Origin of the sequence: Anaerostipes caccae L1-92 (assembly GCF_014467075.1) — a bacterium.
Lineage (GTDB): Bacteria > Bacillota > Clostridia > Lachnospirales > Lachnospiraceae > Anaerostipes > Anaerostipes caccae.
In genome coordinates this window covers 2,470,424-2,486,005 of sequence record NZ_AP023027.1, presented here as the reverse complement: position 1 = coordinate 2,486,005, position 15,582 = coordinate 2,470,424, and the positions used below count along the sequence as shown (strand labels likewise).

The window sequence follows — 15,582 nt, the reverse complement described above, 5'->3', positions numbered from 1 at the left end:
CATTTTATAAAACAGAGATCGTATAGGCAAGTGTCTCTGACTGTCCTGGGGCCAGCATACGGACTCCGCGTTTGTGTTCAAAAATATCGTCTTCATCAGAGCAGGTAGAAGTGCCTGACCAGGGTTCAATTGCCACAAATGGACCGTCATTGGCGCTGGACCAGATGCCGAGGTAATCAAAGTCTTCAAAATCCACACGGATTCCTTTTCCTGTCTCTTTATGCATCAGGGAAGCGGATCTGGATGCAAGCGTATCAAAAATCAATGCGTCATCGTAGAAAAGTTCGTGTTTGACGCCAAAAGAAGATTCATTTTCAAGGAAAGTCTTTCTATTTGATGTATTCACAAGACCGTCCTCTGTCAAAACCGGGCATCCGGCCGTCTCCGGCTTTTCAAATTCTATGATATAATCCTCAAAAGCTTCTCCGTCATTCAGAGGACAGTGAAACGCAGGATGTCCTCCGACAAAATACGGCATTACTTCAGAATCATGATTTGTCACTGTGTGTTCTACAATGACAGTTTTATCTTTGATTCGGTATGTCATTTCAAGTTCAAAGTCATAGGGGAAAGATTTCATGGTTTCTGCGTCAGCACGCAGAAACAAAGAAATGCTGTCTATATCCAAGTGCCTTAGGGTAAATTCACATCTTCTGGCGATTCCGTGTCTGCCCATAGAACAGAATTTATTATCTCCGATCTTCGCCTTCTCATTCCTTAAACTTCCGCAGATGGGAAACAGGATCGGAGCCTGTCCGCTCCAGTAATCAGGATTGCCCTGCCATAGATATTCCAGACCTGTCTTATCTTTAATAGAAGTAAGGCCTGCCCCGGATGTGTCAACAGAAACTGAAAGAACATCGTTTTTTACTTGATATGAACTCATATTACGCTCCTTTTGCTGAACAAAAATAAACAAGTAACCTTTCAGAATATTATACTTTATCGTGCGAAGCACGTCCACCCGAAGGGTATAAAATACCAAGGCAGCCGCATAAAAAATATCTATCCAGGGAGTTCATTCCCCAGATGGATATTTTTTATGCGGCTGCCCTGTATGAAACACGGTGTGCCCTGCGAGTATATCGCCTTGCATTCGAAACGTGTCTGAATGAGAAAGAAGTGAGAAACATTTAATAAATAGCTTACAAATTAAATTGTATTTTTATGTAATAATAAAACGAAATATGGTAAACTATGTTTATGAAGTATATTAAAAAGCAGAAAGGGGAGAAAATGCTATGAAGAATTTAAGAAATGAAGCTAGAGTGCTTAAAGATGACAAAAGATTTTGGGAGGCAGTGGATATTTATAAAAACATTTGATCAAAAAATAATGTTGACAAATGGTTAGGATGGGAATATGCATACTGTTTAAAAAAAATAAATGATATAACAAAGGCTATTGTTGTTTGTAAGCACACATATAAATTAGATCCCCAATTTGTAATGAATAATGATTTGATGGCATGGTGTGTTTATGAAAAATATTTTCGTTTTAGAAAGGAAGAATACACAGAACATGATTTGAAGAATCTAGAAATAGTAGCACAAACAATTATTAGTTTAATTGAGCAAAAAGATGGAAGTGCTTTTGAATTTATCGTTTTTGCAATCGTAAATATTTATAAAAAGAAAAGAGATATAGATAGTTATAAAAAAATCATTGATTGGTTAGATAGGTTAAATATAGAATTGTTAGATAAAGAAGTTAAATCATTTCAAAATAATAGTGGACGTTTTATTGAAATACAATCAAGAAAAGAAGAATATTATTCTATAAAAACCAAAAGTTTATTAAGTTTAGAGAAATATGCAGAATGTATAAACTGTTGTGAGTTAGCAGAGAAGGATATAGATAAATTTCACTATGATAATGATATTTGGATTGGGGGAAGAAAATATTATTCTTACGGGAAATTAGGAGATACTGATATAGCACTGGCAGGATTAAAAGAATTAGTTGGAAAGAAAAATCATTGGTCTTTGCTATTTGAAATAGCTCAAATTTATAGTATAAAGAAGCAAAGGGAAGATGCATTGGATTATGCCTATAGAGCATTACTGACAAGAGATCAGGATAAAATGAAAATAAAGGTTTTGTATTTTGTTGCTGAAAACTTAGAAAGGTTGGAAGAAAAAAATCTTGCTAAAGCACACTATTGTTACTATAAAAAAATACGAGAAGAAAATGGCTGGGGGATACCAACTAGACTTTTAGAATATATGAAAAAAATATGTAATTATGAGATAGAGGCAAGTGAATTGCAAAACATTTGGCTCAAGAAAGTTAAAGATAGATCAAATGTATATGAAGGAAAAGTAAGCTATATAATGCCTAATAAGAAAAATGGATTTATACATTATCAGAACGGATCAATTTTCTTTCGTGTTAATGAAGTGTTTGCAAAATGTAAAATCAAGGAAGGTACAAATGTTTCTTTCATCATTGGAAATTCTTTTGACATTAAGAAAAATAAGAAGACAAAAATAGCAGAGTATGTTGAGGTCATTTGAAGAATATGCTTGATTAAAAAGGATTGCATTTAATTAGCAAAACTGTTATAATAAAAAATTCATTTTAAGAAGGGGGTAAAGATTTATGGCTGGAAAGAAGTTTTATGTAGTTAGAAAAGGGAAAAATCCAGGTATTTATAGTACATGGGATGAGTGTAAAAAGCAGGTAGATGGATTTTCAGGAGCAGAATATAAGAGTTTTGGAACTTTAATAGAGGCAGAAACATTTCTATATAATACAGAAGAACAAACTAAATCTATCAGGATTAATGCAGATAAAGAGGTAGACAATGAGATTATTGCCTATGTTGATGGCAGCTACAATGATATTACAAAAGAAGTTTCTTATGGTATGGTCACTATACATAACGGAAAAGAGACATATTTCTCTGGAAAGGTAGAAGAAAAGGATTTAGCAGAAATGCATAATGTGGCTGGAGAAATTAAAGGCGCAGAGGCTGCTATGCGTTACGCAATAAAGAACGATTATGAAAAATTGGTGATATATCATGATTATGAAGGGATTTCTAAATGGTGTACCGGTGAGTGGAAAGCTAAAAAAAAGGGAACTCAGGATTACAAGGAACTGTTTGAAAATGTGAGTAAAAAGTTGAAGGTCGAATTTGTAAAAGTGCAGGGTCATTCTGGTGATAAATATAATGATATAGCAGATATGTTAGCAAAAAAAGTTATATTTGGAGAGGAAGCAAAAGATCAAAGAGAAGAAAGCTGTGGTGAGCTAAAGCGTAATGTGTATATAAATAGAAATTTAGATGAATTGTATGGAATGTTATTGAATAAAGGTACAATTTTGTGGGAATCCTTTAAAGGAGGGAATATAAAAAGTATTGGAAATCAAAAGCGATTTGAATTTTTTGTTGATGGCAAAAAGGCTTTTTTAGATATACATCAAAGACGTGATGGAACTACTACATTTAATCCAACAGGAACAAATATAGAATATTCGACCTTGTTAAAAGAGGCAATTGAGAAGTGTGGAGTGAGAAATACCTCTGAAAATAAAAACTACACTATTTATCTTGGTGAAGAGTGGTGCCGAAATGTATTGGAATATTTAAAACAACTTCCAGATGTAAAAGTTAAAGATATCAGTGATAAAAATAAAAAAGCATATCAGTTCGTGAGTAAAATTGGTGATAGATTGACATTAAGTTTATATGACTATAAAGTTATGGTTCAAGGGAAACCGCTATACTTGTATCATGAGTTTTTATCATTCATTTCTCATGCTCCACAGGTTACCGTTAATGATGTTGTAGATTTAACCAATACTTTTAATGATACAATAGGGGAAGCAAGTGATACAAAAGCGAAAATGGGTGAGTTATTGCCTACTGCGTATAATGATGGTAAGATAGAAGAGACTATATGGAAACTGTTTTCTCCTTCCATTATTTTGATTGAGGATGAGAAAAAACTGGATGATTACAGTGCTTGTGTTTTTCCTGCATTAAGAGCTTTAGAAGGATATCTAAAGTTACTTTTAAATGTAAAAGGTATTGTTGTTGATAAAAATCATACATTTGGGTCTGTATTCAAACCAGAAAGAAAAGGTGATGAAACAAGTAATCATATTCTGATACAAAAGTATAAAACTTTAATAAATAACAGTACATTTGAGCAGGTTTTAGAAGAAATATATAATTATTTTAGGAAGAATCGTCATACTATATTTCATGTAGACCAAGTAATAATTGCAACAAGGTTAATTGAAGAAAAGCAAGAGGCAAAAGATATCTTCGCTCAGATAGTCTACTTGATTGAAAATACATATAGAAGAGTAGAAAGTGAATTATAGAGAGAAATAGAAAGGTGGTGGCTATAATGAAGAACTTTGCTGTAAAAAAAATACACAATAATATTTATCTGATTATTGCGACTTCATATGATAGCCCTATCAACAATTTAGATGAGGTAGAATCAGAAATAAGTGGTTATACCGGAATAGTTATCTTTGACTTAACATTAATAAATGGGACAAATAGTAATAGGTATCTAGAAGCAGAGGTATTGGACGGAAAAATAGATTTAAAATCATTTAAGATCAAAAAAGAGCTTGATGATACAGTGAATGAAGTAAGTAAAAGGTTCTTTCAAAATAATGAAGAGATTTTAGAACGATCTACAATTACAAATAGTTTGAAGTTTTTGCTGAAGACAGGGAAATGTATTTGAGACTAAATAGAATATTTAAATTACAAACCGAGGGTGATTTTTTTACTCTCGGTTTGTAATTTCATGTATTATACAAAGGTAAAAGGGGATATTTATGACAAGCAGCCGTTTATTTGAGATCATTTATATTTTGCTGGAGAAAAAGAAAGTGACAGCACCGGAGCTCGCCGAGAGGTTTGAGGTTTCGGTGAGAACGATCTACCGGGACATCGATGCACTCAGCAGTGCGGGCATACCGGTATACTGCACTCAGGGAAAGGGAGGGGGCATTGGCCTGCTGGAAGACTTCGTCATGGACAAGTCTGCCCTTACGGAAGAGGAACAAAGTCAGATTCTTCTCTCACTTCAATGCATGGCAGTCACGAATCACATGGATGCCAAAAAACTCTTATCCAGATTGTCCAGCCTGTTCCAGAAGGACGATGAGAACTGGGTCTATGTGGACTTTTCACGGTGGAACCCAAGAGGAGAAAAGGAACTGTTTGAAACACTGAAAGAAGCGATCCTTAACAGGGAAGTGGTCATATTTGATTACTATAATGCAAAGGGCGAATATTCCAGAAGGGAAGCAGAGCCCATGCAGCTGTATTTCCGCGGCATGGACTGGTATCTCACGGCATTCTGCAAAAAGAGCGGGGAGATACGGATCTTTAAGCTCAAGAGGCTTAAAAATTTGGTAAAAACAGAAGAACGCTTTTTGAGAAAAGACATTCGGGATATGAAAACAATGCCGTCTCTGGAAGAAAAAAAGGATATGGAAGTATCCGTCAGGGCAGAGAAAAGTCTTGGATTCCGCGTCTATGATGAATTCGATCCGGACTGGATCAGAGAGGAGAAGGAGGCTTTTTATATCACATTTCCTTGTGCAGATGAAGAATGGCTGTATGGATGGCTTCTATCCTTCGGCCCGGGGCTTGTGGTGCTGGGGCCAAAAGAAGTCCGCAGCGAAATGAAACGCCGTCTCCGCCTTATGGCGGGACAATATGAAGAAAACATTTAAAACCTGACAGACAGCTGTCAGGTTCTCTGTTGTACAATAAAGAAAAAACAATGGAGGAACAATTATGAACTATGAAGTGGTAGAATTAGAAGAAAAGATGGTTGCAGGGATCAGCGCGAGGACATCCAATGATGCACCGGATGCCGGAATGGTGATCGGGTCCTTGTGGGGGCGGTTTTTTGAAGAAGGAATTTTTTTTAATATCTCAAACAAAGTAAACGAAAAGAGTATCGGTCTGTATTCTGATTACAATGATGAGAATATGCAGGAATATCAGATTACGGTAGGATGTGAGGTCAGCAGCACTGAGCGGAATCAGGAAGGGCTCACCTTTACTGTAATTCCAAAAGGAAAATATGCAAAGTTTATTGTCCGGGGACATATGCAGAAAGCGGTGAGCGAGTTTTGGATCAAGCTGTGGAAGATGGATTTAAACCGCAGCTTTACTGGAGACTTTGAAGAGTATCAGCCGGGAGGCACGCTGGAAGACTCAGAAATCCATATGTATATTGCACTGAAGGAGTGATTCATAAGAATGGATTATGTAAAAGCAAAACATATCATCACCAAAGGACCGGGAGACTCCTGGTTCGGCGGAGATTATAACATGAATATATACCGTGGCTGCTGCCACGGCTGTATTTATTGTGACAGCCGGAGTGACTGTTATCATATTGAGAATTTTGATCAGGTGAAAGCGAAAGAACATGCCCTGGAAATCATCCGGGATGATCTGAGAAGGAAAACAAAAAAGGGAGTTGTGGCAACCGGAGCCATGAGTGATCCGTACAATCCTTTTGAAAAAGAGCTGATGCTGACCAGGCATGCTCAGGAGCTTCTGAACGCATTTGGATTCGGCAGCGCCATCGCTACGAAAAGCGCCATGATCACAAGAGATATTGACATACTCGAAGAAATAAAAGAACACTCCCCGGTGATCTGCAAGCTGACCATTACAACCTGTGATGATTCCATGTGTAAAAAGATAGAGCCGGGAGTATCCCTGTCATCTGAACGTTTTGAGGCTCTTGCAAAACTCAAAGACGCGGGGATTTTTGCAGGAATTTTAATGATGCCGGTGCTTCCGTGGATCGAGGATACAGAAGAAAATATTCTTGGTATCGTAAAGAAGGCGAAAGAATGCGGAGCAGATTTTATCTATCCTGCCTTTGGAGTGACATTGAGGCAGAATCAGAGAGAATGGTATTTTGAGAAACTGGACAGACTGTTTCCGGATGACAATTTGAGGGAAAAATATAAGAAGAGATATGGAGACCGGTATCAGTGTGCCAGTCCGCATGCAAAACAGCTGTGGAGCCGGTTTGCGGCCGCCTGCAATGATGCGGGCATCCTGTTTAATATGCGTCATATCATTACGGCATACCGGCGTCCGTATGAAGCCAGACAAATGAGTTTTTTTGACCAGTTTTAAGAACGTATCACAAGGGGCACTGTACAGCAGATGTACAGTGCCCCTTTGTGCCTGAGTGGAAAAAGTTTTTTAAATATGGTAAACTAGAAAATACAGTGCTGACAATTCTATAATAGACAAATGAAATTTGTTTTATAGAAAACAGAATAAAAGGATCTGGAGAGATACAGATCCTTTTGACTGTTTATACAAAAGGAGTGAATTGAATGATAGAGTTTCAACATGTAACTAAGAGTTTTAAAGATAATAAAGTCCTGTCGGATATCTCTCTGACGATTGAAGATGGGGAACTGGTGGCGATCATCGGTTCCAGCGGCTGCGGAAAGACCACGACGCTGAAGATGATCAACCGGCTGATCCGGCCGACGAAAGGCAAGATTTTCATCGACGGAAAAGACATTGAAGATATGAATAAAGTCGAGATGCGGCGCAGTATCGGATATGTGATACAGCAGGCCGGGCTGTTTCCCCACATGACGGTCAGAGAGAACATCGAACTGATTCAAAGATTAGAAAAAAAGGACGAAGAACAGATCAGCAAGAATACGGAATATCTTATGGATATGGTCGGCCTTAACGGAGATGAATTTCTGGACCGGTATCCCAATGATCTGAGCGGCGGGCAGCAGCAGCGTGTCGGCGTTGCCAGGGCACTCGCCAACAATCCTAAGATTATGCTGATGGACGAGCCTTTTTCGGCACTGGACCCAATGACAAGGGTCAGCCTTCAGGACGAGCTGATTGCTCTCCATGAGAAAGTGGACAAAACCATCGTATTTGTCACCCACGATATGGATGAGGCGATCAAGATCGCAGACAAAATCTGCATCATGAAAGACGGCCATATTCTCCAATATGATACACCGGAAGAAATCCTGAAAAATCCCGCAAACGAGTTCGTGGAAAACTTCGTAGGGAAGAACCGTATCTGGGGGTCGCCGGAGTACATAAAGGTGGAGGATATTATGATTGAAAATCCCGTCACCTGTACCGGTGACCTCTCCAGGACCCGATGTGTCAAAAGGATGAAAGAACGGCATGTAGATACGCTGTTAGTAGTGGACGAAAACAGGAAACTTCAGGGAATGATCAACAGAAAAGCCCTGTACCGTGCCAAGAATCCGCTGGCTGCAGCGGAGACCATGATGAAGACAGATGTTTTGACTGCAAGTCCGGATGACAATATCCTGCAGCTTTTAAAACTGATTGACGAATATGATGTAGGAAATATTCCTGTAGTTGATGAAAATGAAAAGGTACTTGGACTGATCACAAACAGCAATCTGATCTCTACGCTGAGCCAGCAGTATCTAACAGAAGATGAGGAAGACACAGAGGACTGGACGTCAGATGAAGGCCAACAAGACATGACAGAGAAGGAGGTGTAACCGATGGAATTTATTCAGTATATGATACAAAATAAAGAACAGATTTTATCTCTGGTGACAGAACATATCGAACTCACCGCCATCGCAGTGGGCTGCTCCATTCTCGTCGGTGTCCCTCTCGGTATCCTGATCAGCTATGTAAAGAACCTGAATAAACCAGTTCTTGGAGTCGCAAATGTAGTACAGGCGATCCCGAGCATGGCGCTTTTGGGACTGTCCATTCCTCTGTTGGGAATCGGTACCCTGCCGGCTGTTGTGATGGTCATTATTTATTCCCTGCTTCCGATCATAAAGAATACATTTACCGGTATTAACAGTATCAGTCCGGAAATGGTGGAAGCGGCCAAAGGAATCGGATTAACAAAAGCACAGGTGCTGTTTAAAATAAAAATTCCTCTGGCCCTGCCGATCATCATGGCAGGTGTGAGGATTTCTGCGGTAACCGCGGTGGGGCTTATGACTATGGCCGCATTTATTGGTGCCGGAGGACTCGGATATCTGGTGTTTTCAGGAATCCGTACAGTGAATAACGCCCAGATCCTGGCAGGGGCTATCCCGTCCTGTATCCTGGCACTTCTGGTAGATTATCTCACAGGACTGATTGAAAAACTTGTGACGCCGATCAGCCTGCAGCAGGGATATGAGGGTTCAAAAGAACAGTTAAAAAGAAAGAGAAGACGCCAGAAAGGTGTGCTTGTACTGGTAGGAATTCTGGTGGCTGCCATCATGGGCAATTCTATAATTGGAAGCTTCAAGGGAGATGATAAGAGGATTGCCATCGGAAGTAAGGATTTCACGGAACAGCTGGTCCTCTGCAACCTCTACGCCGATGTGATCGAGGATAAAACGGACATCAAAGTGGACCGCCGTGAGAACCTGGGAGGCAGTGAAGTCTGCTATGAGGCACAGGACAAAGGGGAGATTGACATGTATGTGGAATACACAGGAACCGCATATATGAATATTCTGAAAGAAGAATCCACCAATGACATGGATAAAGTCTACAATACTCTGAAGAAATATTTTAAGGAAAAGAATAATTTTGAAGTCCTGGATCAGACGAAGTTTAACAATACCTATACACTGGCTGTGACCAAAGAGACCGCAAAAAAATATAATCTGAACAAAATCAGCGATTTACGGGGAGTCGGCTCACAGCTGAGCATCGGATCCACTCTGGAATTTTTAAACCGTGCCGACGGTATCCCAGGATTATGTGAAACTTATGGTTTTAAGTTTAAGAATGAGACGGGAATTGACGGCTCACCGAGATATACAGCCTTGGAAAATAAAAAAGTTGACGTAGTGGATGCGTTTGCCACAGACGGCCTGCTAAAGAAGTTTAAGCTGAAAGTGCTGGAAGATGACAAAAAATATTTTCCGCCATATTATGCAGTGCCGGTTATCAGGGAGGATACGCTTAAAAAGTATCCGGAACTCGAAAAGGTTATTAACGAATTGAGTGCTGTCTTGACGAATGATGCCATGATGGAAATGAATTATGAGGTCGATGAACTTGGAAAGGAACCGAGAGAAGCGGCACATGATTACCTTGTAGAACAGGGAATTATTGAAAAATAGAAGATCTAAGAGAAGCGTCTGCAGATTTCCTGCAGGCGTTTCATTTTTTTATTTCATAGGAAAGTTCTACGACCTTCCCTATCAAATAAAAAACGCTCCGCGGGATGTACACAGATGCGTAAGGAAATTATTTGACTACGTCAAATCGCATCTGGCACACAAAGTTATCAAGCCCCTCAAAGATTGAGGGGTTGGGGAGTTGAAGTGGCTTGCCACTTTGTTCTAGTCATGCTTATATAAAAGCTGCCATTGATATAAATATGGGTGGAATTTTGTCTGCCGTTATGCTAATATGACTAGGTATGTTATCAAATAAATAGAATGAGATAGCGGATAAATTTAAGAAATAAGGAAAGAGGAAGATAGAATGGCAGGCAGCATAGAAAAGGAAATCGGACGGAGGAGGACTTTTGCGATCATCTCTCACCCGGATGCAGGTAAGACAACGCTTACAGAAAAGTTTTTGTTATATGGGGGAGCGATCAACACGGCAGGTTCGGTAAAAGGAAAGGCCAACGCAAAACATGCAGTCTCAGACTGGATGGAAATTGAAAAGGAGAGGGGAATCTCTGTGACTTCCTCTGTTCTTCAGTTTGAATACGATGACTACTGCATCAATATTCTGGACACTCCGGGACATGAGGACTTTTCCGAGGATACCTACCGGACTCTGATGGCTGCAGACTGTGCGGTGATGGTCATTGACGCGTCCAAAGGTGTGGAGGCACAGACGATCAAATTATTTAAAGTGTGTGTCATGAGGCACATTCCTATTTTTACTTTTATCAATAAAATGGACCGGGAGGCAAAAGATACATTTGAACTCCTGGATAATATTGAAAAGGTGCTCGGGATTGACACCTGTCCGGTTAACTGGCCGATCGGATGCGGAAAAGAGTTTAAGGGAGTCTATGAGAGAAACAGCAGAGAGATTCTGGGATTTGAGTCGGTATCTACAGGCGGTTCCAAGGAGGCGAAAGAGACCATCATTTCCATTGATGACGGACAGGCTGAGCAGATGATAGGAGAGGATTTCTACGAAAATCTTATGGAAGAAATTGAACTCCTGGACGGTGCATCCCAGCCTCTCGACATGGAAAAAGTGCATAAGGGAGAACTTTCCCCGGTATTTTTTGGATCTGCGCTGACGAACTTTGGTGTGCAGCCATTCTTGGAGCACTTCCTTCAAATGACCACAGCGCCGCTTCCGAGAGTATCGAAAGGAACAGAGATTGCTCCTGCGGAACATGATTTTTCTGCTTTTGTCTTCAAGATCCAGGCAAATATGAATAAAAACCACAGGGACAGAATCGCATTTATGAGAATATGTTCCGGTAAATTCGAAGCCAACATGGAAGTAAAGCATGTACAGAGCAAAAAGAAAATGCGCCTTTCCCAGCCGCAGCAGATCATGGCGCAGGAAAGGAAGATTGTAGACGAAGCCTACGCCGGAGACATCATCGGTGTGTTTGATCCGGGCATCTTTTCCATCGGGGACACGGTCTGCATGCCGAAAGACGACTTTGAGTATGAGGGGATCCCTACGTTTGCGCCGGAGCATTTTGCCAGGGTTATTCAGCTGGACTCCATGAAGAGAAAGCAGTTTGTCAAAGGGGTGGAACAGATCGCCCAGGAAGGCGCCATCCAGATTTTCCAGGAGCATCAGGCAGGATTTGCGGAAATTATTGTAGGAGTGGTCGGGACACTCCAGTTTGACGTGCTGAAATACCGCCTGGAGAACGAATACAACTGTGAGATCCGTCTGGAGCCGCTTCCGTACCAGGCGATCCGCTGGATTAAGGATGTCCAGACAGACATGAATAAGTTAAAAGGCGTTGCAGAGGTAAAGAAAGTCCGGGATATGAGAGGAAATCCGCTTCTTTTATTTAAAAACGAATGGGGCATCCAATTTGTTCTGGACCGCAACGAAGGGCTGGAACTGGTAGAATTCAGCAAAGAGTAACGAAAAGTGGTTGACAGAATCAGTTTTTAACTGTATGATAATAAGAGTTGCGAGAAGCAGCAGGAACAAGAAAGAAGAGTATCCACTCTCACCTTAGCACCAGAGTGACTTGGGTTAATATTTAAGAAATTGATTCTATAATCATGCTTGAATGTAAAGTGGATAGTCTGACTATCCACTTATTTTTTATGGAGGTGTAACGTTATTAGCGATTTAATGATCAATGGACAAATCAGAGACAAAGAAGTACGGCTGATCGGAGAAGATGGGTCACAGTTAGGGATTATGTCCGCAAGGGAAGCTCAGAAAAAGGCTGATGAGGCTGAACTGGATTTGGTGAAGATTTCTCCGAAAGCGAAACCGCCTGTGTGCAAGATCATCAATTACGGAAAGTATAAGTATGAACTGGCCCGCAAGGAGAAGGAAGCGAAGAAAAAGCAGAAGACCGTTGAGGTAAAAGAGGTTCGGATGTCTCCGAACATTGATACAAATGATCTGAATACAAAGATCAGCCATGCCAGAAAGTTTTTGTCTAAGGGTGCCCGTGTTAAAGTAACGCTTCGTTTCAGAGGAAGAGAACTTGCTCATGTAAATTCCAGCAAGGGAATCCTTGATGAGTTTGCAAAAGCTTTAGATGACGTAGCGACCGTTGATAAACGTCCTAAATTTGAAGGCAGAAGTATGATTATGTTTTTAGCACCTAAGAACTAGTGCCAGGAAGAAAGAAGAAAGTACAAGGAGGAAATTATCATGCCAAAAGTAAAGACATGTAGAGCAGCAGCAAAAAGATTTAAAAAGACAGGAACAGGAAAATTAAAAAGAAATAAGGCATATAAGAGCCATATCTTAACAAAAAAATCTCCTAAGAGAAAGAGAAATCTTAGAAAATCTGCAGTGACAGATTCTACAAACGCAAAAGTAATGAAGAAGATTTTACCGTATTTATAAGATAGAATATTGAAGGAGGTACTATAAGAAATGGCAAGAATCAAAGGCGGAATGAACGCAAGAAAGAAACATAATAAAGTATTAAAGCTGGCAAAGGGTTACAGAGGTGCCAGATCAAAACAGTATAGAGTTGCAAAACAGTCTGTTATGAGAGCTCTCACATCTTCTTACGCAGGAAGAAAACAGAGAAAACGCCAGTTCAGACAGTTATGGATCGCACGTATCAACGCAGCTGCAAGAATGAACGGTTTATCTTACAGCAAATTTATGCACGGATTAAAGTTAGCTGAAGTTGATATCAACAGAAAGATGCTTTCTGAGATGGCAATCAGCAATCCGGAAGCATTTACAGCATTAGTTGATGTTGCAAAGGGAAAACTGGCTTAAGATATTTTTGGGAGTGTCCCAAAGCTTATATAAACCTCCAAACTGATGTAAGTAAAATTACACAGTTTGGAGGTTTTATTATGAGAAAGTTTGTTTATTCTAAGTTTCTCTCAAAGAAATCAAGAAATTCTTCTTTTGTTTTCAAGAATCTGGAATCGTTTAAGTTAGCACCGCTATATAAAAGTTCATTAATCAGACGAAATAACATTGTACGCTCTTCTAATCGAAAAGCAGCCAAAATGATAATACGTGTTTTATGAGAATTGATTTTGATGCGATGTTCTAATGTTGCTATAGAAAGTACGGTTTTTGAACTTGCTTTCATTGAATAAGCTATTGTTACACTAGGCTGTAATGAGAAAGACAAAATAGATTCTCTCTGCAGAACGTCCGCTAAATAGTTGTCTGATACATATCTATTTTCTGAAAAATCGGAGAATAAAAGTTCAATTATGTATTTCCAATCTTGAGTGTCAATTCTCTCGTGCCAACATCCATTTTCCAATAAGTCTAAAGAGCTGGGGAGTGAATCATCATAAAATTGATGAATTTGTTGGTTGATAATATGAGTATTAACGTTGTTCTGATCTTCAATCGTAAAAAAGGGTGAAATAGAAATACAATGACAGTCTGTGTCATTCGTAATTTCTTTTCCGGAAGTATTTAAAATCAAGTCTGTATCTGAAAAATCAAAGGTATCTTTCATATGAATTGGCAATAATTCAGTAATCTCTAAATAATCTTTAAACTTATCTAATATTCGATACTTTAAATCCCAGATGGAAGGCAAATTTAAATGGCACATGACAACAGTTTTTTGTTTTGGAACTGTATAATTATAATAGCGTAAAGCTCCGGCAATGCAAAATGCCAGATATAATATTTCAGTTTCATTTAAATAGCGCTGATAATAACTGTGTGCTAATTCCTGAACACTGTAAGCAATTTCTAATTCAATTAAAATGTTGGATCGTACTGCATTTACCTGTAAAGAAATCTCATTAAAATAATGCAGCGGCAAACTTAAATAGCGAAAATGCTGTAAAATTGTAATATAAAAATCCTCGTTTGCAGAAAAATCAATATGGAAATTCTGTTGGATTTGTTGAATATAAGCATCAGTAAGTTTAAGAATGGATGGGTCAAAATACTGGCCAACAGTTTTGAATGTCAATTTTTTCGCATCTAATAATCGTGCACAGGAGATTATTAGATAAATGTCTTTTCGATCTTCTGTCCCAAAAGAACAATTCAGCTTTTTTTCAAGGGAGTTTAATAAACAATTGGCAGGATGAAGAATCTCTGAGTCAACATAGGTAAGTTCCATTTCTTCTGTCACAGGGTGATTTGAAATAATGCGATAGTACATAATTGCAATAGCTAAATTAAGTTTAATCATGTTGATATCTTCTACAATAATATGGTATTTTGCCAAATAATAATTCGTTTCCTGGATGATGAGACGAAGTATTTTTGCATCAAGATAAAAATTTTCGGAGTACATTGTTCCTGTTGAGCTGTAATTCCAGTGATCGGATAATAAGTGATTCAGAATATAACGTTTTTTTCGTTCATTTTCTTCAAAAGAAATAAACGTCTTATTTCTGATTAACTTAATATATGGATCTTTTTGTGTGAAAGATGCACGTAATTCTTTTAAATCATGTTCTAAAGTTGTCCTGCTGACAAACATTTCTTCTTCAAAATCATATAAATTTAAGTTGCTTTCTGCTAAGCACAGACGAAAAGCAAGATGGCGGACACGTTCCTCTTTTGATAAAAAAGAAGTGGTCATATGTAGAAGCTGCTTCAATTCCTTTTCGCAGTCTGCTTTCAATAAATATCCCCATCGGCGTTTTGACAAAATACAGATAGATGTATTTTTTAATGAATCATTGATTTCGATAATATCATGTCGAATTGTTCTTGAAGATACGTGCAAGTGTTCCGCCAATTCTTCTCCGGTTGTGTAAGTTGTGCGAAGCTGTAAAAAATGGATGAGCTGCCGCTGCCGGAGAGAAAGAGATAATGTATCCATAGTAACCTCCCAATTAGAAAATTTGTTATTTCTATTGTATCAAATATAAGAAATATTACAAAAAAATTTCCTTAATAAAACGGAAAAAGCGTGTTTGAGGCAAAGAAAAGATTAGCATACAATGAAATTACAA

The 15,582-nt window shown here is 38.9% G+C and carries 14 protein-coding genes; 12 read left to right on the top strand and 2 right to left on the bottom strand.

Annotated elements, in window-relative coordinates:
* Positions 1–4 precede the first annotated feature (4 nt).
* A complete protein-coding gene (locus ANCC_RS12145) occupies positions 5–886 on the bottom strand; it encodes an aldose 1-epimerase family protein (RefSeq protein WP_039947132.1) in 882 nt (293 codons plus the stop codon).
* A gap of 577 nt (positions 887–1,463) precedes the next feature.
* Here ANCC_RS12145 and ANCC_RS12140 point away from each other — a divergent pair.
* From ANCC_RS12140 to rplT, 12 genes are all read left to right on the top strand, one after another.
* Positions 1,464–2,516, top strand: coding sequence for a tetratricopeptide repeat protein (locus tag ANCC_RS12140; protein ID WP_039947130.1), 1,053 nt, complete (start codon positions 1,464–1,466; stop codon positions 2,514–2,516).
* Between the two features lie 85 nt (positions 2,517–2,601).
* The gene (locus ANCC_RS17905; protein WP_006569073.1) at positions 2,602–4,335 is read left to right on the top strand and encodes a ribonuclease H1 domain-containing protein; all 1,734 of its coding nucleotides are present in this window, start codon (positions 2,602–2,604) and stop codon (positions 4,333–4,335) included.
* 26 nt (positions 4,336–4,361) lie between these two features.
* Positions 4,362–4,712, top strand: a complete 351-nt coding sequence (locus ANCC_RS12130; RefSeq protein ID WP_006569072.1) for a type II toxin-antitoxin system RnlB family antitoxin — start codon at positions 4,362–4,364, stop codon at positions 4,710–4,712.
* 94 nt (positions 4,713–4,806) lie between these two features.
* Entirely contained in the window at positions 4,807–5,712 is a 906-nt protein-coding gene (locus tag ANCC_RS12125; protein ID WP_006569071.1) for a helix-turn-helix transcriptional regulator, read from the top strand.
* Between the two features lie 64 nt (positions 5,713–5,776).
* A complete protein-coding gene (locus ANCC_RS12120; RefSeq protein WP_006569070.1) occupies positions 5,777–6,238 on the top strand; it encodes a GyrI-like domain-containing protein in 462 nt (153 codons plus the stop codon).
* 9 nt (positions 6,239–6,247) lie between these two features.
* A complete protein-coding gene (locus ANCC_RS12115; RefSeq protein WP_006569069.1) occupies positions 6,248–7,144 on the top strand; it encodes an SPL family radical SAM protein in 897 nt (298 codons plus the stop codon).
* Positions 7,145–7,350: 206 nt separating this feature from the next.
* Positions 7,351–8,532 (top strand): betaine/proline/choline family ABC transporter ATP-binding protein, encoded by a 1,182-nt coding sequence (locus ANCC_RS12110; RefSeq protein WP_006569068.1) that lies wholly within the window; start codon positions 7,351–7,353, stop codon positions 8,530–8,532.
* Positions 8,533–8,535: 3 nt separating this feature from the next.
* Entirely contained in the window at positions 8,536–10,113 is a 1,578-nt protein-coding gene (locus tag ANCC_RS12105; protein WP_006569067.1) for an ABC transporter permease/substrate-binding protein, read from the top strand.
* Between the two features lie 367 nt (positions 10,114–10,480).
* Entirely contained in the window at positions 10,481–12,076 is a 1,596-nt protein-coding gene (locus ANCC_RS12100; RefSeq protein WP_006569066.1) for a peptide chain release factor 3, read from the top strand.
* A 216-nt stretch (positions 12,077–12,292) separates the two neighbouring features.
* Positions 12,293–12,787: a translation initiation factor IF-3 gene (infC, locus tag ANCC_RS12095; RefSeq protein ID WP_006569065.1), complete on the top strand. Its 495-nt coding sequence runs from the start codon at positions 12,293–12,295 to the stop codon at positions 12,785–12,787.
* 39 nt (positions 12,788–12,826) lie between these two features.
* The gene (gene rpmI / locus ANCC_RS12090; RefSeq protein WP_006569064.1) at positions 12,827–13,024 is read left to right on the top strand and encodes a 50S ribosomal protein L35; all 198 of its coding nucleotides are present in this window, start codon (positions 12,827–12,829) and stop codon (positions 13,022–13,024) included.
* A gap of 30 nt (positions 13,025–13,054) precedes the next feature.
* Positions 13,055–13,411: a 50S ribosomal protein L20 gene (gene rplT / locus ANCC_RS12085; RefSeq protein ID WP_006569063.1), complete on the top strand. Its 357-nt coding sequence runs from the start codon at positions 13,055–13,057 to the stop codon at positions 13,409–13,411.
* Positions 13,412–13,505: 94 nt separating this feature from the next.
* Here the strand turns inward: rplT and ANCC_RS12080 are convergent, their stop codons facing one another.
* The gene (locus tag ANCC_RS12080; RefSeq protein WP_006569062.1) at positions 13,506–15,449 is read right to left on the bottom strand and encodes a BglG family transcription antiterminator; all 1,944 of its coding nucleotides are present in this window, start codon (positions 15,447–15,449) and stop codon (positions 13,506–13,508) included.
* Positions 15,450–15,582: the final 133 nt, after the last annotated feature.